Consider the following 23,474-nt stretch of genomic DNA (forward strand, 5'->3'; position numbering starts at 1 on the left):
AATGTCTGTTTATTATTTATTTTTGTTATTTTTAAATAAGTCTAATTTTTAAAAAACACTGAAATATTTAGCTTATTTTGCTAAAATGCGTTATTGAAATTTAAACGACTGTCAGATTAAAAGGGCAAGGTCGCTCTAACCGAGGTGATATGAATATGAATAAGGACAAATACAGTATAGATAATACCGATTATACTGTTGGACAAGATAACATCCAAAAATGGGGCTTTGATATACATAACGCCGTTTTTGGGATTAGTGCAGGTTTAATCGCTGCTTTTTTAATTGCATTATTAATTATCGATCCGGCAACATCGAAAGCATTTTTAGATGGTTTAAAATGGCAGATTATAGGAACATTTGACAGCCTATTTATGTGGTCAGCCAATATTTTTGTGGTGTTTTGTTTGGCATTAATTGTGTCACCTTTCGGTAAAATTCGCTTAGGTGGTGATGACGCAAAAGCCGATTATTCAAGACTTTCTTGGATAGCAATGCTTTTTGCTGCAGGTATGGGAATTGGCTTGATGTTTTGGGGCGTTGCTGAACCCTTAGCGTATTACACTGGATGGTATGAAACACCATTAAATGTTGTTGCTAATACACCTGAGGCTGCGGAGCTTGCGCTTGGTGCAACCATGTTCCACTGGGGATTACACCCTTGGTCAATTTATGGCGTGGTCGCGTTGTCTATGGCTTTCTTTGCTTATAACAAAGGCTTACCTCTTTCTATTCGTTCTGCTTTTTATCCAATATTGGGTGACCGCACCTGGGGTTGGCCTGGACATATCATTGATATTTTGGCCGTATTAGCCACATTATTTGGTTTGGCCACTTCATTGGGTTTAGGTGCCCAACAAGCAGCAGCAGGAATCCATCATGTGTTTGGCATTGAAGCCGACCTAACCCTACAAATCACTATTATTGTAGTAGTGACGATGTTAGCTGTTATCTCGGTAGTACGAGGCCTTGAAGGTGGTGTTAAAGTCATAAGTAATATCAACATGTTACTTGCTGTTGCTTTACTCATTTTTGTTGCACTGGTTACTTTCGCTGTTTCTATGGGTACCATTCCGACAACTGTAATGGGTTATATTAAGAATATTATTCCATTGAGTAATCCAATAGGCCGTGAAGACGAAGCTTGGATGCACGGCTGGACTGTGTTTTATTGGGCGTGGTGGATTTCATGGTCACCATTTGTGGGTATGTTTATTGCTCGCATCTCACGCGGTCGTACAGTACGTGAATTTCTTGCCACTGTATTGATAGTGCCAACCGTAGTTACTATTTTATGGATGTCTGTATTTGGCGGTATCGCCATTGATCAAGTTGTCAATAATGTAGGTACATTGGGCAGTAAGGGGTTAACTGAAGTTCCGCTAGCCATGTTCCAAATGTTTGATTCGTTGCCTTTAGGCAATCTGTTATCAATGTTAGCTGTGCTACTGGTATTGGTTTTCTTTATAACCTCTTCAGATTCTGGTTCGCTAGTTATCGACAGTATTACTGCTGGTGGCAAAATTGATGCTCCGATCCCTCAACGTATTTTTTGGGCCGTAATAGAAGGTGCAATTGCAGCTGTTTTATTATGGGTTGGTGGCACTCAAGCGATTGAGGCACTGCAAGCAGGTGCCATTTCGACTGGATTACCGTTTACCATTGTTCTATTGGTTATGTGTGTCAGTTTGTTGATGGGTATGCGCACCGAAAAACATAATAAAAGATAGATTTATACTTGTATTAAAAAGCCGATGATTTATTCATCGGCTTTTTTTTAAGAATTAATCTTATGGAGGTAGTATTTATAGCCACAATTTTCTAATCGCAGTATCTGGACTGAAATGATACTTAATTTGTGCTTGAAACAATTCTGCGGTAGCAATTGCATCGGTTAAGGCATCGTGTGATGAGTAAGCGGGTAAGTTGTAGCGTTCACGACTATTAGCAAGACGGATCGACGCAGGGCGCCTTCTTTTAAAGAAGTTAAACAGTCCCTTTGATTTCTCTCGTTGTACATTAGCCTCTATCTGCATCGTATCAACAACCGGAAAGATAATTCCTTCATCAATCAACAAGCGTAGAGTGTGATCAAGAAAGTCACGTTCTATATGCCGAAAATGCACTACAACGACTTTTCCCGCGAGTTCATCTAACAACTGTTCCAATATCAGCAATAGATTGGGTGCACCTTTTAAATCAGAGTGGGTGATACCGTGGATAATAATCGAGTCTTCTTGTAATATATCCTGCGGATTGAGATACCATTCTTTTGCTTTACTGCAAAAAATACGCTGTATATTAAAGGGTACTAATCCAATACTAATAATACTGTTTTGTTGTGAATCTAAGCCTGTGGTTTCAAAATCCAATGCCACAAATTCAATATCGCTTAATGGCGTATCATTTTGATAGGTTCCGACATTATAAAAATCACATAAGCGTCGGTCTTTACTATTTTTTGCTTGTAATTTTAGAAAGGCTTCCCAGTTTAAAATCTCCTGGTTACTGAAGTTATTCATGAGTTAACCTTTAATGTTGTTGGACGTATACCGATATTTTAAAAAGTTTTGTGCATTGCTTAATACTAAGAAAGCATCTTTAAGATTTCTTCTTTCAAAATTAGACATGCTTTCCGGCTCGATATTATTATCAGGCTCGATTCCAGATTCTATATCAGAGGACTGATGGCGCAACCGCACCAAAGAGATAAGCTCCATCGCATGCTGTAAATCTTCGCCCTTTGATGTGGGCAAAATACCCGCTTCGATGATATCTTCTAAACGTTCAAAGGAGTTTTGTGATAACGAACCAATTGCCAAAGCGTGTACTCGAATAAGATCTGCCAATGGTGCTGTTCCACGGCGTTTTAAATTAATCGAGTTATTATGACGGCCATCTTTTTCCATCACAAAATCTTTAAAAAATCCCAAAGGAGGTTTACGATTAAGGGCATTATGGGCCAGACAGGCTAAAAATCGGTTGTTTTTCTTAGTTTTCTTGCGGATGAATGCATTTAACTGCTTAGCCCATTTTATACGGCCATATACACCCGTTAGATCAAAGAAAATAGAGCAGTTTAATAACGCTTGAGGATTCGGATTGTCTATCCAGTCACCAAAACACGCTTCCCACTCGGAGCGGGTTTTACGGTACTCAGGGTTACTGGCCATAATATCACCGGTGCAGTAACTGTAACCGCAAGCGGCCAAACCATCACAAACAAAATCGGCTAATTTTTCAAAATACTCACCATGCAATGCTACTTGATAACTATTATCTAGAATAATGGCATTGTCTTGATCGGTAACCATGAGCTGTTCATCACGAGCCATCGAACCGAGCGCTAAAAAACAGTAGGGCACAGGTGGCGGGCCGAACTTTTCTTCTGCAAGTTCTAATAAACGCTGCTTAAAGTTACGGCCGATTTCAGACATTGCCCGTCCGACCATATGAGAATTTGCGTCTTCATTTACCATTCGAACAAAACAGTTTTTTAACTGGCTAGAAAGCAGTACTAAATCCTCACTACTTTTTTGCTGGAAAATACTGCTGACAAACAACAGACTATTTTGAGATTCGTAACGAATAATATCAGCAACTTCAATCAGACCAATGGGTTTTTTATTTTTGATAATAGGCAGATGATCAATGTTATGACGTAACATGAGTAACATAGCTTCAAAAATATAAGCGTTATGATCAAGATAGATTAAATTTGTCGACATGACCTGTGAAATAGGACTATCAACATTTATCCCAGCAGCTACGACCTTAGAGCAGAGGTCATGTTCAGTAATAATACCAACAAAACTGTTTTCCATAGGATCATCTATATTGGGATCATTAATTAATACGGCAGAAATGTTCTCTTCAGCCATTGTCTTAGCAACAGCTTGAATAGTGCTACTACAGGGAAGAATAAGTGGTTCTCTGGTCAGTAATGTTTTAACTTTTGAGGTGGTTAGTGCATTGGCATCATCGGTGTTACCTTTTACCGCCTGCTTTAAACGGGTGGTATCTTCCACTTCTACAAAATCAGCGAAATCATCATATTGCTCACATAAATCATTGAATACAGACTCTGGAATACAATAAACAAGCGTATCTTTGACCGCTTTGGCTGGGAAACGCACTTTGTTATTGGTCAACAGGCCCATTTGTCCAAATAACTGACCTTGATCAAGACGATTATACAGTTCACCTTTACGTCGAAATAGCTCTACGACGCCACTGCGGATCATGTACAGTTCTTTAATTTTGTCATTAAAATTAATAATCATACTATCTGTTTGGTAATATGAAATCTCAACGCTTTGAGCCACTTCAAGTATCGCTTTTTCGGGAAGTTGATCAAAAGGGGCATACTGAGCAATAAAACTTTGAATTTCGAGTAATTCGGCTGACATTAATAGGCCTGCTAATGTGTATTGACTGGAGCTTTTGTGTATAGCTATACAGACATTATACGAGTTATAGCTGCAATATGTGCAGCTATAATTACAGGCGAATATTTTACCTTTGATTTGGTATTGATTGATTGTGCGATGTTTACAATTGATAATAATAAAAGTCATTGATTATAAATGGCTTTTATTAAGATTGTTAACGGTGCTTTAAAGATTGATTTAGAAATACAGTCACTTTTAAAAAAAATAATGTGGTTCATATTAAGCTTGAGATAACCCCTCTGCATTGGTTGTTTTTATTGAAAAATGTCTATTAGTTTTTATCCTTATCTTTTTCATTGCCTCACAATTAGAGTTGTCTTTGTCAGCTTCTTCGTTCTCGTTGTCGTCGACAGTATCGCTATTAAAATCAGATAATACCTCGGCCAAATGAGCTCGTGAAACCTGACCTTGTAAATCGCCTTAAAATCCACAACAGGTATAGGGAGATCTCAAGCCATAATCGCTGGAAGGTGGCCTACAAGCAGATCATCTGGTGAAATGGGGGGCAAGTCTTCTAACTTAAAATCTTCCATTGGTTCTTCATTATCGACTTTTACAGGTTCTTCGAGTATTTCTTGGCATATAACGCCAGAACATCGTCTTCGTTTACATAATAGGCCCTAATCAAAAACGTCTATAAAAGACATATTAAAACAATCAGGATAATTGATCTTGATCAAATGATGCTCGTTATGTGAGCGCTAAAATTGTTGGGTAGGTTGAGATTTTGGTTGTACGTAAAGCCAGAATCAATCAATTTTACTAGCAGATTTAAAGATGTAAGGAGATTTTGTTATGAACTTAATTCCTAAAAATTCACTTTTTGATGTGACAGACTTTTTTGGCAACTTTTATGCTCCCACTGTTGAGGGGGAAAAGGATGTAGATTTTTTTAGTCCTCGGGTAAATATTAATGATAATGAGGATCATTATGATATTACCGCCGACTTACCGGGTGTAGATAAAAAGGATATTCATGTTTCACTTGATGGCGATGTACTAACCATTGAGGCATCGACAGCCGAAGATAATGAAGTAAAAGACCACGGGCAAGTGATCAGAAAAGAACGTCGTACAGGTCAATATGTCCGCCGTTTCACTTTAGATGGCAAACCAAGTGAAGCCGATATAAAAGCCTCATTTAAAAATGGAGTGCTTCAATTGAAAGTGCCTAAACTTGGTGGGAAAAAAGCTGAAACTAAACTAATCCCCATTCAATAACAAAGCCAGTATAAATTGTTGCTATAAAATAAATTAATGAGGTAAAGCTTAGAAATGTATTAACCATCTATATTTAATAAAATGGTTAATAAAACGTTTTATAAAGCAATAACTCAAATAATAGATATATCAACTTTATACATGTAGTGGTCGCATAAATCATTATTGATAACGATTAAAAAGCCCGCTAATTTAGCGGGCTTTTTGTTAACGTTTAATCATCAAATAGTTGTTTATTGGGTTTTAAATTGGCCTATCTGTGCTTTTAATTGTTGAGATAATTGGTCAACTTGAACACTCGCAGTATGTGACTGTTCGGCATTGGCAACGGTTAAGCGAGTTTCATCACTAATATTAACAATGTTACGATTAATTTCATCACTCACTGCCGTTTGCTCTTCCGCCGCAGTTGCAATTTGAGTCGCCATATTGGCAATGGTAGCAACAGATTGGGTAATTTTAGTCAGTGCTTCACCCGCCTGAGCTGCTTGCTCAGTGCTATTTTTAGCTTGTTGGCTACTTGCTTCCATAACGGTTACAGCGCCTTTTACACCTGTTTGCAATCGACCAATCATTTCTTGAATCTGATTGGTTGAATCTTGAGTGCGCTGAGCTAAGGTGCGAACTTCATCGGCAACAACGGCAAAGCCACGGCCTTGTTCTCCGGCACGTGCGGCTTCAATTGCAGCATTTAACGCCAGTAGATTGGTTTGGTCTGAAATACCACGAATAACGTCCAAAATAGTGCCAATATTATTGGTATCGCTTTCTAATTTATAGAGTGCACTCGCGGCTTGTTCCACCCCTTTTGCTAGATGATCAATTGAATCGATAGTTTGGCGAACAACCTTGTCGCCTTGTAGTGCTTGTGCATCTGAATCATGTGCTGCTTGGGCGGCTAACTCGGCATTGTTTGCAACTTCAATGACGGTTGCTTGCATTTGATTCATTGCCGTGGCGACTTGTTCTGTTTCACTTTGTAGTCGTTGCATACCATTTAAGGTTTCATTACTAGCAGATGCTAACTGTACACTTGTTGTGCCTAATTGTTGTGTGTTGCCATTAAAATCAATGATCAACTCACGAATGTTCGCCACGAACACATTGAAGCTCGATGCCACTTTAGCAATTTCATCATCACTACTATCGTCTAACTTTACGGTTAGATCCTTTGCTCCAGATGCCACATTGCGCATTGATTCATCAAGTTTGTTAAGTGGAGTTAAAATACGTTGATAAAGAATTATCATCATTATCACAATAAATAACCCGAGGCCAATGCTTCCCCATAATTGCACCCTCGAAGCCGAAGTTGTTGCAATAAGAGTTTCATTTACCGTTGAAACAAATTGTTGATCCAGTTCTTGAGCCAATAAATCTAAGTTTTCTGCTAATTCTCCCGCAGAGTCATCAAAGCCACCAGCGTCTTTCATTAATGCGTTACCCGCTTCAGTACCTTGGGTTAAATAGGCGTCGGCCATTCTTATACCAGAATCGTACAATAAATTGACTTGGCGTTTAATATTTTGTGCCTGCACTGCAAATTCTGGAGCGTATTTAATTAACTCATCAATCTGTTGTAGGGCTCCGCTCTTGCTTTCAAGTGCTTCAGACTTAGCTTCATCACTTTTGGTTGCCCCCACATCGGTTAGAAATTGTTGTATTTGCACGACATAATAACGAGTATCTTTTAATGCAAATATTGCATGAACTTGTAGCTCTTCTTTTTCAATATTTACATGTATACGCTCTTGTTGAACACTCATTATCAAAGCCAACACCATTAGTGACGTTAACGTTAGTACAATGGTAATTTGGAGCATTCTCTTGATGGAGAACTTTATATTCATAAATAACCCTTAACGTAAATAAAATGATGTCATGCAATGTAAAGAGAATATCGTGTTATATAATTATTGTCATTTAACAGCGTTGATTTTTTGAACCTATGTCTAATTAAAGAGTAGTTTTATTTGTTAGGGCGAAGATTGTTGTTATTTTTATACCCTAAAATGTTGTTGTTTGGATGTTTTTAGGTTTGTCTTTGGTTGTTTATCGGTAGTTTTTATGTTGGTTAATTGTGACTGTTTTTATTGAAAAATCAACTTTTAGTTGTAGTCAGTAAATAAACCAACACTTACATATTCTAAGGTGGGGCATAAAAATGACTAAATTGTTTTGATCTGTTGGGTGAGTAATGGATGATAAAAAAGAAAATATTCTATATGTCAGTAATCGAAAAAGTTTCAATAAAAAACGCGCCAATTGGCGCGTTTAAAAGTTTGTTATTTAAATGATTAGAAACTTGCTGAGCGAGGTGCGCGAGGGAAGGGGATAACATCACGAATGTTGTTAACGCCAGTCACGTATGACACTAAACGCTCAAAACCTAAACCGAAACCAGAATGTGGCACTGTGCCATAACGGCGTAGGTCACGATACCACCAGTAATCTTCTTGGCTTAAATCCATTTCAGCTAAACGCATATCAAGTACGTCTAAACGCTCTTCACGCTGTGCGCCACCGATAATTTCACCAATACCTGGTGCTAATACGTCCATCGCGGCAACAGTCTTACCATCATCGTTTAAGCGCATATAGAAAGCTTTAATGTCTTTAGGATAGTTTTTAACGACAACAGGCGCTTTAAAATGCTCTTCTGCTAAATAGCGTTCGTGCTCAGATTGTAAATCAATACCCCATTCAACTGCGAATTCAAACTTCTTACCACAGTTTTTAAGGATTTCAACCGCATCAGTGTAATCTACTTGGGCAAAATCACTGCTAACGAATGATTGCAAACGTTCGATAACGGTTTTATCAACACGTTCGTTAAAGAAGCTTAAATCATCCATGCGTTCTTCAAGTACGGCTTTAAAGGCGTACTTGAGCATTTTTTCAGCTAACTCAGCGGCATCATCCAATGTGGCAAATGCCACTTCAGGCTCAACCATCCAGAATTCTGCAAGGTGGCGAGTGGTGTTTGAGTTTTCTGCACGGAATGTTGGCCCAAAGGTATATACTTTAGACAATGCACAAGCATAGGTTTCTGCGTTTAACTGACCCGATACAGTCAAGAATGATTCTTTACCGAAGAAGTCTTTATCGTAATCAACTTTACCATCGGCAGTGCGAGGTAAATTTTCCATGTCTAATGTTGATACGCGGAACATTTCACCTGCACCTTCACAATCAGACGCAGTAATTAATGGGGTTGATACCCAGATAAACCCTTCTTCATGATAGAAGCGGTGAATGGCTTGTGATAAACAGTTACGTACACGGGCAACGGCACCAATAATATTGGTACGAGGACGAAGATGGGCCAGTTCACGTAAATGCTCAATAGAATGACGTTTAGCCGACATTGGGTAAGTATCTGGATCGTCAACAAAACCCGTGACTAGGATTTCGGATACTTGCAATTCAAATGCTTGACCGGCACCAGGAGAGGCAACCACTTCACCCGTCATGACGACAGAGCAGCCTGCAGTCAATTTCAATACATCGTCATTGTAATTGGCTAGGCTATTTGGCACGACACCTTGAATAGGGTCGAAACATGAACCGTCATACACGGCTAAGAAAGAAATACCCGCTTTTGAATCTCGGCGAGTTCTTACCCAGCCACGGACAGTGACTTGCGAACCAACGGCGTGTTCACCTTTAAATACAGAAGCGACAGATGCAATGCTCATTGTTGCTTTATTCTCCAACGTATCGAATATAAATATAAATTTGGGCTTTATCTTACCTTGCTGGTGGCTTTTCTCAAGCTGAAAACGCTATTCTAGGGTGATTATTATGATACTTTTAGTTAAGTCGGTTAAATATATGGCTAATTAGTCTTTTATTGTCCCGTTTATTAAGGAAAGTCCATGTCTCGATTAGGAATTATACAAGTGGTGTTGACCATTTTGTCGTTATTAGGCTGGAGCTTAGCCATTTATGCGTTGATTATTTTTGGTGAAGCTAGGCCTGATCGCGCAGTTGGATATTTTTTAAGTAAAGGGGTGTCGGTGCGATTAAACTGGGATCCCGTATTAACCATTAAATTAGAGTATTTAATTTGGTGGTGTGCAGGTATTAGTTTTTTAAATTTGCTGGTTAATTTCTATGCAAAAACGACTACGCGAATGGGGTTTTGGGTCAATATACCATTGCTATTGTTAGTCTCGTTGTCAGCAGGTTTATATATCCGCTACGTGGTCTAATTGGCATTGTGAATATTATTGACATCAACTATGGGTTAAATGATTTATGAAGTATATCTTCAATGCTTGATCATTCATTTACATCGACATGACGGCAGAGTAAATCAATGATGGCGGCTGTTACACCCCAAATAAACTTGTCTTCAAATGGCATGAAGTGCACCTGATAATGTGCACCATAGCGATAATAACTTAGCTTATGATGATTACTTCTCTCAATAAAAAAATTCAATGGTACCAAGAAACAATCTTCCACTTCACCGGGGTCTAGCACTAACTCAAAAGGGTGTTTTACCATTGCCACTACTGGGGTTATCTCAAATCCTGTAAAGGTTTTATGGGGCGGAAATACACCTAGCACATCAACATTTTCTGGTGATAAACCAATTTCTTCGTGGGCTTCGCGCAGTGCAGTATAAATGGCATTAATATCTTCTGGCTCAACTTTGCCGCCTGGGAAGCTAATTTGCCCTGGATGGTGACGTAAATGCATTGGGCGTTTCGTTAAAATAAGGTGCAATTGTTGCTTTACTTCAATCACGGGTATTAACACCGCAGCTTGTCGACCTATGTATGATTGCGGGGCTGAAGGGATGGAAGAGCCCAGACGATGTAGATTGTAGCGTAAGGTGAATTCGTGTTTATTCATTATTATTTTTGTATCCAGTAAATGGTAATACAGTGGCTATCATGTGGGATTAAAACTTATGACAACTCAATGTATCACACCTGAAACAAGTCGATGATAGGTATCAATCTCTGTAACATTTCGCTTCAGTAAGATTAATCTTAGCAGTGACAGCGTCAGGCTAAAAGAAATGAATCGGGTAATAAAGATTATTAAACGACGCTTTATATGTCATTTATTCATTAAAATTAACCCTACCAGTTAAATCAAATTTTTAGTGACATAGTTTGCTTAAGTGCACCATTTTGTGATCTATGTCAGTTCATGGTGCGTTAAATGGCCTTAATATATTCGTATTGAACAAACATTCCAACTGTAACAAAAGTGCTAACTGACTGATTTTAAATAAATAGTCGCTGTCATTTTATTGCCATTAATCTGTATTCAATTTGTTATGATTAACTGGCATGTTAACTGCTGGAATTAATGCAGTTAATTAACGCGAGGGTGACAAATATGGAACTTGAAAAGTTACTGTATTTGCAAGGCGTAGGAGCAGAGTTTATCGATTGTGTCGGTAATCATGTCCACATTCCTGCTAAGGACAGGCAGGGTATTTTAACTACGATGTTATTGGAACCTTCATTTTATCAACAACATCTACAAACCGATCTACAGCAAGCCAATCAACCAGCATTAACGTCAGAAGCCTTGATGCAACACTGTTTATCGGATCAACAGATTGCCACCAGAATTGAACAACTTGATGTATTACCTTGGTTGATGCCGTTGCATAAGTTTCAGTGGTGTAATATCGATAAACCTCATGTTGATATATATCTTCCTGATAATTATTTATTTTCCTTTGTGGTTACCATTAGCGGTGATCACATTGACACTTTCTCAGTTAATGCAGATTTGAGTGATTGTGTTATCACTGGTGAATATATTGTCAACAATCAGCGCTATTGCCAATATAGATTAGCGCTTGATAAATCGAAATTTAAACATGGTTATTACCAAGTTAATATTGCGTTTTTAAATGACCCCGCACGAACTGAGATTTTACAAGGTCAATTAATGGTAGCGCCATCTATGGCTTATCAAGGTTGTTTTGCGCAGACAGCAACAAGCAGCAAGCAAACGTGGGGGTTAAATGCTCAACTGTATGCGATACGCAATGATAGCCAATGGGGAATTGGGGATTTTGGTAATTTGGCTGAGTTGATTGATTATGCCGCCCAAGCTGGTGCAGATTTTATTCTTCTTAATCCTCTGCATGCTTTGGATATCGGTCAACCAGAAAACCCAAGTCCTTATAGCCCAACTGACCGTCGTCGGTTAAATCCATTGTATATACAAATTGAAGCTGTTTATGAATATAAGGCGCTTAATGGCGAGTTATTATCACAAAAATGGCAGCAAAAAAGGTTTGTACTCAACCAGGCTAATTTGATTAATTATGAAGAAGTGCAAAGTCTTAAATATGCTGCTTTTGAGAAGTTGTATCAAATTTTTTGTGCGCAACATGTAAGGTTTGAAACCCCAAGGTTTAAAGCATATTCTGAGTTTTTAGAGCAAGATAAAGCAGCATTAATGCAGTTTGTTGAACTGGAAATAAAGTTAGCATCTAAATATTTCACTTATGATGCGGGTTTTTATTTGTATTTACAGTTTGTTGCCAGTGAACAATTACAAGCCTGTCAGCTTAATGCTAAACAATGTGGCATGAGTATTGGACTCATACGTGATTTAGCCGTGGGAGCGGTGAGTCATGGCGCCGAAATTATGTCAAATGCCGATTTATTTTGTGCCAATGCTAGCATTGGTGCACCCCCAGATCCCTTTGCTGAACATGGTCAAAACTGGGGTCTAACCCCAGTCGATCCCGTTAAATTGAAGCAAAATGATTTTAGTCATTTTGTGCAATTAATTCGCAGTAATATGCAAAGTTGTGGTGCGTTGAGGATTGATCATGTGATGGGGTTACTGCGTTTGTGGTGGTGGCCACTAGAGAAAGTGCTCGGTAATGGTTGTTATGTATATTATCCGTTGGACACTTTATTAGCGATTATTTGTTTAGAAAGTCAGCGTGCACGCTGTATTGTTATCGGAGAAGATTTAGGCATAGTGCCGCCCGAAATCGTGTCTCGTTTACGTGATGCAGGTATTTACTCAAACGAATTATTCTATTTCTGTCGACATTATGATGGCTTTAAGTCGCCACAAGATTATAAGCGCCAAAGCTTAATGATGTTAGCTAATCATGATGTATGCACGCTTTCAGCATGGTGGACTGGTGCTGATTTACGCTTAAGGCGTCAACTTGACTTGATTGAAACTGATGAAAAGTTGCAACACGTTATTACTCAGAGACAGCAATATAAACAGCAATTGATTGATTTACTGATCCGCGAACACGCGTTCGAACTGCCACAACAAACAGCATCATTAGAACAATTAGATTTCGATAAGGTGTTGTTGGCTTGGATCAGTGTCTCCGCTAAAGGAAATTCGCAAATGTTCAGTGTGCAATTAAGTGACTTGGTCGCCGATAAGCACGCGGTAAACATTCCCGGCACTTGGAAAGAATTCCCAAATTGGCAGCGCAGATTACCGCTATCAATCAAACAAATGTCCCAAAGCCCTAAGGTTGAACAGCGCCTTAATGCCATAAAATTAGCCAGACAATCCACCAAGTAGTTGTGGCGGCGTACCCCATCTACTTCCGATAAACGTGCTCATTAATGGATCAATGAATATGACTGTAGAGACTCTGTATTTTGAACGAGGTAGTGAAATTGCCTTATTAAATGGTGAATACACAGATGTGTTTTCCTTGCTTGGAATGCACAGTACTAATGATGCTAAAGGTTTAGTGGTTCGTTGTTTATTGCCTGGGGCGCTTAGTGTTGATGTTGTGAGCGTTAAAGATTCTCGTAAAGTGGCCAGCCTTGAGCAAGTTAATTCTCAGGGGCTTTTCGCTGGAAAAATGGGACGCAGAGTTAAACCATTTAATTATTTATTACGGGTGCAATATCCGTTATGTGAACAATTAATCCACGACCCCTATCAATTTGACAGTTTATTGAATCCGGATGATGTATACCTATTTGGTGAGGGTAGCCAACTGCAAACCTATCATTTTCAAGGGGCAAATTGGCGAGAACATCATGGTGTAACAGGCGTTCATTTTTGTGTTTGGGCTCCTAATGCCAAACTGGTGTCAGTGATCGGTGATTTTAATTTATGGAATAAGCAACGTCATATATTACGTCGCCACCCCGCTAGTGGATTGTGGGATATTTTCATTGCTGATGTTGAAGCTGGCCAACATTATAAGTACTCAATTTGCGATACCAATGGCAATGAGATCATTAAGTCAGATCCCTATGCGGTTTCAATGCAACCATCACCTCAAAATGCATCAAAAATACCTGTGCAAGAAAGCTATGATTGGCAAGACAGTCAATGGTTAATAGAGCGTGCTAGTCATCAGCCACATGTAGAGCCTATGTCCATATATGAAGTGCAATTAGGCTCATGGCGACGTACTGGTGAAGACGGCCAAGATTATATCGAATATCCACAACTCATTGCCGAGCTAGTGCCATACATCAAAGAGATGGGTTTTACTCATTTGCAATTAATGCCCATCAGCGAATACCCATTTGATGGATCTTGGGGCTATCAACCTGTGGGGTTATTTGCACCCACTTATCGCTTTGGTGATGCCAACGGCCTTAAAGCCTTCATTGATGCTTGCCATCAACAGAATATTGCGGTGTTACTTGATTGGGTGCCTGCACATTTTCCTAAGGATCCTCATGGATTGGCTCGATTTGATGGTACTTGTTTGTATGAGCATCAAGATCCCCGTAAAGGTGAACAACCTGACTGGGATACGTTAATTTATAATTATGGTCGCGCGGAAGTCCGTAGTTTTTTATACAGTAATGCTTATTACTGGTTGTATGAATTTCATTTTGATGGTTTGCGTCTTGATGCTGTGTCGTCAATGTTGTACCTCGATTACAGTCGTAACCCTGACCAATGGCTCCCTAATGAATTTGGCGGCCGAGAAAACCTTCAAGCTATCAGTTTTTTACAAGAGTTAAATGCACGTATGTATCAATGCTTCCCTGGCATTAATATGATTGCTGAAGAATCTACGGCGTGGCCTGGAGTGACACAAGCAACCAGCAATAATGGTTTAGGGTTTGGATTTAAATGGAATATGGGCTGGATGAACGACACCCTGCGTTATATCAGCTGCGACCCTCTTTATCGACGTTACCATCACAGTGAACTGACATTTAGTTTAGTTTACGCTTTTACCGAACAGTTTATTTTATCGTTAAGTCATGATGAAGTCGTACACGGTAAGGGGTCGTTGCTGCATAAAATCCCTGGTGATGATTGGCAAAAATTCGCCACCTTACGCGCCTATTATGGATTCATGTGGGCACACCCAGGTAAAAAGTTGATCTTTATGGGCAATGAGTTTGCGCAACGCAATGAATGGAATCATAACCAGAGCCTTGATTGGCATTTATTACAATATGCGCCACATCAAGGGGTACAAGATTGGGTTCGCGATCTCAACCAATTTTACCAACAGCATCCAGCACTATATCAACGCGATCATCATAGCGACGGCTTTCAATGGCTCGACTGTAATGATGCCGATAATAACATTCTAGTGTTTTGCAGATTTGGCAACGATAAACAGCAACCGGTAGTGATTGTTGTCAATATGTCGCCACAGGTTTATCACGATTTTAGAGTCGGGGTGCCAACTGACGAACCCTACATAGAAAGTCTCAATAGCGACCATCGTCATTATGGTGGCAGTCATGTGGTCAATGATGGCATTTATAAAGCACACGCTACACCTTGGCAAGGAATGCCCCAAAGTATAGTGATAACAGTACCGCCATTAGGCTGCAGTTTGTGGATACCTGAACAAGCAGGTCTAGACGACCCAATAGCGTAAATTGGCGAAGATAACAGATTTTTATTTTATAAGGGCATGTTATGGATATGACCAGCGGTTATGCTTACCCACTTGGCGCGACAATTGACGACGACGGGGTTAATTTCTCGTTGTTTTCGGCGCATGCATCCAAAGTGGTGTTGTGTATATTTGATTCCTCAGGAAAAGTTGAGGCGGCGCACTATATTATGTGCGGTCAAACACGACAAATTTGGCACTGTCATTTATCCGGTGCTCAAGCAGGACTACTCTACGGATACCGTGTCTATGGGCCCTACCAACCAGAACTGGGTCATCGTTTTAATCATAACAAATTACTCCTCGATCCCTATGCAAAAAAATTAGTCGGCGAGGTTACATATCATCCTGCGCTTTATGGCTATGACTTTGATTCAAAGGATGAAGATTTGTCATTTGACATCAGAGACAGCGCCCCATACATGCCTAAATGTCAGGTTGTCGATTGCGGATTTATTAATGATATTCCTATTGCACCACTTAATATTAGCCTTGCGAGAAGCATTTTATTTGAAACCCACGTTAAGGGTTTTACAAAACAAAACCCCGATGTCAGTTTGTCACAACAAGGCACTTTTTCAGGGCTTGGCAGCCAACCAATCATTGAATACTTGCAAAAATTAGGCATCACCGCGGTCGAATTATTACCCGTGCATGACTTTTTTGATGAAGCTTTTTTGATTGAAAAAGGCCTGACTAATTATTGGGGGTATAACAGCATAGCTTTTATGGCGCCGCATTCGGGTTATTTAACTGCTGAGGGTGATATATCAGAATTTAGACAAATGGTCTCAAAGCTCCACAATGCTGGGATTGAAGTTATCCTCGATGTGGTGTTTAACCATACTGCGGAAGGAAACCATTTGGGACCAACTTTCAGTTTCCGTGGCATTGACAATGCGAGTTACTATCGGTTATTGCCTAATGAAAAACGTTTCAACATTAATGATACTGGCTGCGGTAACACTTTTAATTTGAATCATCCCCAAGTGTTGATGTTAGTCATGGATTCTCTTCGTTACTGGGTTGAGGTGATGGGCGTTGACGGATTTAGATTTGATTTAGCCAGTTGCCTCGGCCGAGAAGCTTATGGCTTTGATCCTGGAAGTGGTTTTTTTGATGCAATAACTCAAGATCCTGTGTTGTGTAAAGTTAAGTTAATTGCAGAGCCGTGGGATATCGGTCCTGGTGGATATCAGTTAGGTAATTATCCGGTGGCATTCAGTGAGTGGAATGATCGCTATCGTGACGCTATGCGCCGTTTTTGGCGTGGAGACAGTGGTTTATTACCTGAATTTGCCAAACGTTTCCATGGTTCAAGTGACTTCTTTGAACATAACGGCCGTGGGCCAGCAGCCAGTATTAATTTTATTACCAGTCATGATGGCTTTAGCTTGCATGATCTTGTCACTTATCACGACCGCCACAACTTGGCTAATGGTGAAGATAATCGTGATGGTCATCAAGAGAACTGCAGTAGCAATTATGGTATTGAAGGTGAATGTGACGATGCCATTATTAATGCCATTCGTTCTCGGCAAAAACGCAATTTATTAACCTGCTTATTATTGTCTCAAGGGGTACCGATGTTATTGGCCGGAGACGAGTCTAGCCAAACCCAGCAAGGTAATAACAACGCGTATTGCCAAGATAATCCAATAGGTTGGTTTGATTGGCAGAAAATAGATTGGCCTTTGGTTAATTTCACTGCTCAGTTGATTAGTTTGCGAAAACGTTTTCCGATGTTGTGCCATCAAGCGTTTATTCATAAACCAGAAGCCTTATTTGACAATGGCTTAGCTTGGTTTAATCGCCAAGGTGAACCTATGACTAAATCACATTGGGGTGAACACCAAATCCGCACCTTGAGTGTCATTATAACCGGTAACTTAGGCCATGCAGATGTAGGCGAGATTGAAGATAGTACTGAGGCGTTGCTATTAATGATAAATGCAGGTGAGTTAACCAATTCTTTTATTCTGCCACAGTTACCCCATCTTCAAAATTGGCAGTGTTTATTACATATCCAAGACTGTGAGCCTGTGGTTGATGATAACCAACAAGTGAATTTAATGAGCCACAGTTTAATGTTATTTCATACCGAATTTACAAGGAGCAATTGATGACTACAGCGAAAGATAACGCCAATGTCGATAACACCAATGCCAGCGTAAGTGGCAGAAAAAGCAATAATCATATGAATGTTGCAGCCGAAATTTTAGCTGACCACCCGAATTGTTCGCTTAGCGAACCTTGTGACGGCTTATCGATATCATTAGCCAGACATATTCATTATGAGTTGTGTCGAGATGAACATGATAAACATGAATTATTTAACGCCTTGGCACTCAGTGTTAAGGAGCAAATGCTCGAAAATTGGCGTCAAACACGATTAAAAGATAATCAATACCCACAAAAACAAATTGCTTACTTGTCGCTTGAGTTTTTGATGGGACGAGCATTAGGCAATGCATTATTAAGTTTAGACATGACTGAAGAGGCACAAAAAATACTGACTGAATATTCCACCAATTTAGAAGACATGGAACAAGTTGAGCATGATGCGGGCTTAGGTAATGGCGGATTAGGTCGTTTAGCAGCTTGCTTTTTAGACAGTTGTGCCAGTTTAGATTTACCAGTTACGGGCTATGGTATTCGTTACCAATACGGCATGTTTGTGCAAAAAATTATCGATGGATATCAGGTGGAACGTCCAGACCGTTGGTTACGTAATGGCAATCCATGGGAAGTGCGTATTTCTAATCACAGTGTATCTGTGCCTTTTTACGGTCATACCGAAACCCATGTCAATAAGCCGGGAAATCGACATCATGTGTGGGTGAATACCCAAAATGTATTAGCTATTCCTTACGATATGCCTATCCCAGGGTTTAAAAATAAGCGTATTAATACATTACGATTGTGGAAGGCTGAAGCTAACGATGAGTTCGATTTATCTGAATTTAATGAGGGTGATTATACCGAAGCTGTAGCCACTAAAAATTTGGCTGAACAAATCACTATGGTGTTGTATCCCAATGACGCCAGTGTTAATGGCAAAGAATTACGTTTAAAGCAGCAATACTTCTTGTCTTCAGCCAGTTTGCAGGACTTGTTAGCGCGCTACGTACGCAAATTTGGTAAAGATTTTAGTCAATTTAGTACCTATAACGTGATGCAGCTTAACGATACTCATCCAAGTATTGCGGTGCCGGAGTTAATGCGACTGTTGCTTGACCAATATGGACTGGGATGGGATGAAGCATGGAAGATCACCACTCAATGTATGGCATATACCAATCACACACTATTGCCTGAAGCATTAGAGCGTTGGTCTGTGCCCATGATGAAAAATATGTTGCCTCGCATTGTTGAAATCATTTTAGAAATAAATGCGCGCTTTTTAGAAGTCGTGGCACATAAATGGCCTGAAGATATTCAAAAACTTACCGAGATGTCGATTATTGAAGAGGGTGGCGAACAGCATATTCGCATGGCTTATTTAGCCATCGTTGCCAGCTTTTCTGTCAATGGTGTTGCAGGATTACATACTCAGTTACTCAAAGAGGGGTTATTTAATAACTTTTATCAATTATGGCCCAACAAGTTTAATAACAAAACTAATGGTGTAACCCCTAGGCGTTGGTTAGCATTTTGTAACCCTAAATTAGCGTCTTTAATTAGCCGTCAATTAGGCGATAAATGGATTAACGATTTATCTCTCCTTACTGGGTTAAATGCCTTTATTAATGACAAGGCATTTGTAAAAGATTGGGCGCAAATAAAGTATGAAAACAAACAAGCATTAACCAAATTTGTTAAACAACAATGTGGCGTCGAATTTGACCCTAAGATGATGTTTGATGTGCAAGTTAAACGTATTCATGAATACAAACGCCAATTACTGAATATTTTACATGTTATCCATTTATATCGCCGTATCCTCAATGGGGATACACAAAATATAGCGCCACGCTGTGTATTAATTGGCGGTAAAGCTGCCCCTGGGTATGCCATGGCTAAACAAATTATTAAGCTGGCAAATAATGTTGCTCATATGATTAATTCTGACCCTAAAGTGACCCCGTATTTACGCATGGCATTTTTACCTAACTACAATGTCAGCGCGATGGAAAAAATCTGTCCGGGTACTGATTTATCTGAACAAATATCCACAGCCGGTAAAGAAGCGTCTGGCACCGGTAACATGAAATTTATGATGAATGGCGCGTTAACGATTGGAACGTTAGATGGCGCTAATATCGAGATGCTTGAAGAGGTAGGCAAAGAAAACTTTTTCCTATTTGGATTAGACGCTAGCCAAGTCAGCCAGACTCGAATTAATTACAATCCTCAACAAATTATCGAACAATCTAAAGCTCTGAGCGGAGTCATGAATATGCTAAAAAGCGGTCACTTCAATTTAGAAGAACCGGGTATTTTTGACCATATTATTAATTCGATTGTCGATCCCCATGATCAATGGATGACCGCCGCCGATTTCGACAGCTATTGCCTAACACAAGATCTAGTGGCAAAGACTTATCTTGATCAAGATAGCTGGCAACAAATGAGTATTAAAAACACCGCCGCTAGCGGGCGTTTTTCAAGCGACAACACTATAGCGGGTTACCGCGATGAAATTTGGATGAAAAAGTAATACAGGGATAGCGGCGTAATGCCGCTTAAAGTAGGCCATGGAGCAATGGTTATTCATGGCTATTTTCAATCGATAATTGGAGCTGCTTATGAGTGATATACGTTATATTAGCAATTTAACTCGTGATACCTATGCGCTTATTCTAGCGGGAGGGCGAGGTTCTCGTTTGCATGAATTAACCGACTGGCGAGCTAAACCAGCATTATACTTTGGCGGTAAATACCGGATTATCGATTTTCCATTGTCTAACTGTATTAATTCTGGAATACGTCGAGTGGGGGTGGTGACACAATATAAGTCACATTCATTAATTCGGCATATTTCTCGTGGTTGGGGACATTTTAAAAAGGAGTTAGGAGAGTCGGTTGAAATATTACCGGCATCACAACAAACATCAGGTAACTGGTATGAAGGCACTGCTGATGCAGTATTTCAAAATATCGATATTATTCGTCAGGAAGTCCCTAAGTATGTGATTGTCTTATCTGGCGATCATATTTATCGTATGGATTACGCGGGCTTGCTAGCTGCCCATACGGAATCTGGCGCAGATATGACCGTATGTTGTTTTGAAACCCCCATTGCTGAGGCCGCTGGTGCTTTTGGTGTGCTAGAAGTCGATAATACTAATCGAGTGATTGGCTTTGAAGAAAAGCCAACTAAGCCTAAACCCACACCTGATGATAAGCACAAATGTTTAGCTTCTATGGGGAATTATGTATTTAATACTAAGTTTTTGTTTGACCAGTTGAAAAAAGATTCTGATAACGAAAACTCAAATCGGGATTTTGGTAAAGATATTATTCCGGCAATTATTGATAATCATAACGTGTTTGCATTTCCTTTCGACAGTTCAGTTGATGGGCAGCCAGCATATTGGCGTGATGTCGGCACAATAGATTCATATTTTGAAGCCAATATGGAATTAGTGTCACCCACACCACCATTAAACCTTTATGATGCAAAGTGGCCAATTTGGACTTATCAAGCCCAGTTACCGCCAGCCAAATTTGTATTTGATGATGACGATAGGCGCGGAATGGCAGTCGATTCTATTGTTTCTGGTGGCTGTATTATTTCAGGTGCAAAAGTAAAACGTTGCGTATTGTTTGACGAAGTACGGATATGTTCGTATTCGTTTGTAAAAGACACGGTATTATTACCTGATGTAGTGGTATTAAAAAATTGTAAAATCCAGAATGCCATTATCGATCGTGGCTGTATCATCCCTGAAGGAATGGTGATTGGCTATAATCACGATCATGACAGGGCTAGAGGATTTAGGGTATCCGAAAAAGGCATTACTCTAGTGACACGTAAAATGCTGGGGTTACCTGTTGGCTATGAATAAGGAGCATTAATGACGCAATTGAGTGTAAAACGAGTATTGCTGGTGGCAGCAGAAAATGATGCACTGCACGGCGCGAAGGTGGGTGGCATGGCGGATGTTATTCGCGATTTGCCCCCAGCATTAGCTAAATGTGGTGTGATAGCTGATGTTGCTATGCCTAATTACGGTTTTTTGGCTCAAGAATACCGTGCCGTTCATATGGTTGATATTGAGGTTGAGTTTGAAGGTGACCATCATACCGTGGTGGTTTATCGGATGCCAAGACCACAACACAAAGATGATATAGCTGTAGTGCAGCAAGATATTGTTGACGATTCAGTGGCGCAAATATATTTATTTGATCATCCATTGTTTAATCATCAAGGCCAAGTGTATTGTAATGGCTCTGCCGACAGACCTTTTGCGGAAGATGCGACAAAATATGCCCTGTTTTCTCTTAGTGTTGCCACCAGCCTTGTAAAAGAATTATTACCGCGTGTTGACGTGTTACATCTGCATGATTGGCACACTGGCATGGTGGCGATGCTTCGCAGTTGTGTGGATGAATTCTCTGCGCTTAAGGCCTTACCTTGTGTATTTACTATCCACAATTTGGCACTGCAGGGAATTAGGCCGTTTATTGGTAATGATTCTTCTTTTACCCATTGGTTTCCACAATACATTGATAAATTAAACTCAATTGCCGATGTGAGCATTTTCGATCCACGCTATAACAACTGTGTTAATCCGATGCGAATGGGCATTGTGCTCAGCGATAAAGTGCATTTGGTTTCACCCACTTATGCACGTGAAGTATTAATACCGTCCGATCATCAAAAAGGTTTTTTTGGTGGCGAAGGATTAGAAAATGATTTGGCGACCAAAGTTAAGCAAAATAATTTAATCGGCATCATTAATGGCTGTGTCTACAAAGATGCTGTTTCTGAGCCTTTAGCCGATATTGCAAGCCATGCTGAGTTATTGTTGCAAGCTGAAAATACCATTATCAAATGGCAAGCTAAGACGACTCAGTTCAGTGCTATCGATTCTATTGCAATCGCGCGGATTGGTCAGTATAAACATGTGCTGTTAATGGACTCCATTTTACCTGAATTGCGCCAAGTTGAGCGTGAAGGGGATCGTTTTCTATTAACTTATGTTGGCCGTTTGACTGAACAAAAATTGTTGATTCTATTACAACCATTTAACGATCCTCAAGGTCAATTTTCGGCTAAAACGGTGTTAGAGGCGATATTAGAATCACTTAAACGGCAACAACCCGGCGGTGTATTTATGTTGCTAGGCAGCGGCGATGAGCATATTGCTAACGTACTGCAAGCTATTGCAGTACGTTATAGTAACTTTGTATTTTTACATGGTTATGATGACGTATTAGCTGAGGAGCTTTATCAGTGTGGTAGTTTGTTTTTGATGCCCAGTTCATTCGAGCCTTGCGGGATCAGTCAAATGCTCGCTATGCGCAAAGGGCAACCGTGTCTGGTACATGGGGTGGGTGGCTTGAACGATACAATAGAAGATAATATTACTGGTTGGATATTTAAAGGCGAAACGCTGGCATCACAAAGCCAAGCATTAGTAGATCGTTTTAACCAAGTGGTTAAATTGTATGGTAGTGAGACTTGGCAACAGGTAAAACAAAACGCCGCCAAACAACGATTTACTTGGGATGTTGCCGCCAAACAGTATATTGAAAAGCTGTATGTTAGCCATTAAAAATACTCATGAAATCATATCATTTAAGTTAAAAAGACAACCTAAATAGTTTATGTCATTTAACAGAAAAAATTGCCTAGTAAAGCAGACAGTTAAGTCAATAAGAGTGTCAGTTAACTAGACTGTTCAATTAAAACCAATCGAACTTGATTGGTTTTTTATAGTTAATTTATAACCACTCGGAAATTTTGGCTTTTTATAGGTTAATTTCAACTCAGGTTA

Annotated in this window: 14 protein-coding genes; 9 read left to right on the plus strand and 5 right to left on the minus strand. The window is 39.7% G+C overall.

Features of this window, described 5'->3' with window-relative positions; genetic code table 11:
- The first annotated feature begins 149 nt into the window (after positions 1-149).
- On the plus strand, positions 150-1,730 hold the full coding sequence (locus tag FH971_RS09065; protein WP_140234083.1) for a BCCT family transporter: 1,581 nt from the start codon (positions 150-152) through the stop codon (positions 1,728-1,730).
- A gap of 75 nt (positions 1,731-1,805) precedes the next feature.
- Here the strand turns inward: FH971_RS09065 and FH971_RS09070 are convergent, their stop codons facing one another.
- Together FH971_RS09070 and FH971_RS09075 are read right to left on the minus strand one after the other, a co-directional pair.
- A complete protein-coding gene (locus tag FH971_RS09070; protein WP_140234084.1) occupies positions 1,806-2,522 on the minus strand; it encodes a 3'-5' exonuclease in 717 nt (238 codons plus the stop codon).
- A gap of 3 nt (positions 2,523-2,525) precedes the next feature.
- On the minus strand, positions 2,526-4,409 hold the full coding sequence (locus FH971_RS09075; protein WP_137220831.1) for a DUF294 nucleotidyltransferase-like domain-containing protein: 1,884 nt from the start codon (positions 4,407-4,409) through the stop codon (positions 2,526-2,528).
- 837 nt (positions 4,410-5,246) lie between these two features.
- On the opposite strand from FH971_RS09075, the gene FH971_RS09080 reads away from it, so the two are divergent.
- Positions 5,247-5,672, plus strand: coding sequence for an Hsp20/alpha crystallin family protein (locus FH971_RS09080; RefSeq protein ID WP_137220827.1), 426 nt, complete (start codon positions 5,247-5,249; stop codon positions 5,670-5,672).
- Positions 5,673-5,905: 233 nt separating this feature from the next.
- Here the strand turns inward: FH971_RS09080 and FH971_RS09085 are convergent, their stop codons facing one another.
- On the minus strand, positions 5,906-7,522 hold the full coding sequence (locus FH971_RS09085; RefSeq protein WP_140234085.1) for a methyl-accepting chemotaxis protein: 1,617 nt from the start codon (positions 7,520-7,522) through the stop codon (positions 5,906-5,908).
- A gap of 447 nt (positions 7,523-7,969) precedes the next feature.
- Positions 7,970-9,370 (minus strand): asparagine--tRNA ligase, encoded by a 1,401-nt coding sequence (gene asnS, locus FH971_RS09090; protein ID WP_137220823.1) that lies wholly within the window; start codon positions 9,368-9,370, stop codon positions 7,970-7,972.
- A gap of 180 nt (positions 9,371-9,550) precedes the next feature.
- Here asnS and FH971_RS09095 point away from each other — a divergent pair, with 180 nt between their 5' ends.
- Positions 9,551-9,886 (plus strand): hypothetical protein, encoded by a 336-nt coding sequence (locus tag FH971_RS09095; protein WP_137220821.1) that lies wholly within the window; start codon positions 9,551-9,553, stop codon positions 9,884-9,886.
- A gap of 70 nt (positions 9,887-9,956) precedes the next feature.
- Here FH971_RS09095 and FH971_RS09100 read toward each other — a convergent pair whose 3' ends face one another.
- Entirely contained in the window at positions 9,957-10,535 is a 579-nt protein-coding gene (locus FH971_RS09100) for a CoA pyrophosphatase (RefSeq protein ID WP_140234086.1), read from the minus strand.
- 495 nt (positions 10,536-11,030) lie between these two features.
- Here FH971_RS09100 and malQ point away from each other — a divergent pair, with 495 nt between their 5' ends.
- The 6 genes from malQ (at position 11,031) to FH971_RS09130 (ending at position 23,252) form a co-directional block, all read left to right on the plus strand.
- On the plus strand, positions 11,031-13,217 hold the full coding sequence (malQ, locus tag FH971_RS09105; RefSeq protein WP_140234087.1) for a 4-alpha-glucanotransferase: 2,187 nt from the start codon (positions 11,031-11,033) through the stop codon (positions 13,215-13,217).
- Positions 13,218-13,275: 58 nt separating this feature from the next.
- Complete coding sequence (gene glgB / locus FH971_RS09110; protein WP_140234088.1) at positions 13,276-15,510, plus strand: 1,4-alpha-glucan branching protein GlgB; 2,235 nt, start codon at positions 13,276-13,278, stop codon at positions 15,508-15,510.
- Between the two features lie 41 nt (positions 15,511-15,551).
- Positions 15,552-17,651 carry a glycogen debranching protein GlgX gene (gene glgX, locus FH971_RS09115; protein ID WP_140234089.1) on the plus strand — a complete coding sequence of 700 codons (2,100 nt, stop codon included), beginning with the start codon at positions 15,552-15,554 and terminating at the stop codon, positions 17,649-17,651.
- Positions 17,652-17,725: 74 nt separating this feature from the next.
- Entirely contained in the window at positions 17,726-20,188 is a 2,463-nt protein-coding gene (locus tag FH971_RS09120) for a glycogen/starch/alpha-glucan phosphorylase (protein ID WP_167496089.1), read from the plus strand.
- An 88-nt stretch (positions 20,189-20,276) separates the two neighbouring features.
- A complete protein-coding gene (gene glgC, locus FH971_RS09125) occupies positions 20,277-21,539 on the plus strand; it encodes a glucose-1-phosphate adenylyltransferase (protein WP_140234091.1) in 1,263 nt (420 codons plus the stop codon).
- A 9-nt stretch (positions 21,540-21,548) separates the two neighbouring features.
- Positions 21,549-23,252, plus strand: coding sequence for a glycogen synthase (locus FH971_RS09130; protein WP_140234092.1), 1,704 nt, complete (start codon positions 21,549-21,551; stop codon positions 23,250-23,252).
- Positions 23,253-23,474 lie beyond the last annotated feature (222 nt).

The organism is Shewanella polaris (assembly GCF_006385555.1).
Taxonomy (GTDB): Bacteria; Pseudomonadota; Gammaproteobacteria; order Enterobacterales; family Shewanellaceae; genus Shewanella; species Shewanella polaris.

What these genes read in the sequence shown, in the direction of transcription:
- FH971_RS09120 (WP_167496089.1), top strand. Translation starts at nt 17,726, where the DNA reads ATGAATGTTGCAGCCGAAATTTTAGCTGACCACCCGAATTGTTCGCTT.
- FH971_RS09100 (WP_140234086.1), bottom strand. Translation starts at nt 10,535, where the DNA reads ATGAATAAACACGAATTCACCTTACGCTACAATCTACATCGTCTGGGC.
- FH971_RS09065 (WP_140234083.1), top strand. Translation starts at nt 150, where the DNA reads ATGAATATGAATAAGGACAAATACAGTATAGATAATACCGATTATACT.
- malQ (WP_140234087.1), top strand. Translation starts at nt 11,031, where the DNA reads ATGGAACTTGAAAAGTTACTGTATTTGCAAGGCGTAGGAGCAGAGTTT.
- asnS (WP_137220823.1), bottom strand. Translation starts at nt 9,370, where the DNA reads ATGAGCATTGCATCTGTCGCTTCTGTATTTAAAGGTGAACACGCCGTT.
- FH971_RS09070 (WP_140234084.1), bottom strand. Translation starts at nt 2,522, where the DNA reads ATGAATAACTTCAGTAACCAGGAGATTTTAAACTGGGAAGCCTTTCTA.
- glgB (WP_140234088.1), top strand. Translation starts at nt 13,276, where the DNA reads ATGACTGTAGAGACTCTGTATTTTGAACGAGGTAGTGAAATTGCCTTA.
- FH971_RS09085 (WP_140234085.1), bottom strand. Translation starts at nt 7,522, where the DNA reads ATGAATATAAAGTTCTCCATCAAGAGAATGCTCCAAATTACCATTGTA.
- glgC (WP_140234091.1), top strand. Translation starts at nt 20,277, where the DNA reads ATGAGTGATATACGTTATATTAGCAATTTAACTCGTGATACCTATGCG.
- FH971_RS09075 (WP_137220831.1), bottom strand. Translation starts at nt 4,409, where the DNA reads ATGTCAGCCGAATTACTCGAAATTCAAAGTTTTATTGCTCAGTATGCC.
- FH971_RS09080 (WP_137220827.1), top strand. Translation starts at nt 5,247, where the DNA reads ATGAACTTAATTCCTAAAAATTCACTTTTTGATGTGACAGACTTTTTT.
- FH971_RS09130 (WP_140234092.1), top strand. Translation starts at nt 21,549, where the DNA reads ATGACGCAATTGAGTGTAAAACGAGTATTGCTGGTGGCAGCAGAAAAT.
- FH971_RS09095 (WP_137220821.1), top strand. Translation starts at nt 9,551, where the DNA reads ATGTCTCGATTAGGAATTATACAAGTGGTGTTGACCATTTTGTCGTTA.
- glgX (WP_140234089.1), top strand. Translation starts at nt 15,552, where the DNA reads ATGGATATGACCAGCGGTTATGCTTACCCACTTGGCGCGACAATTGAC.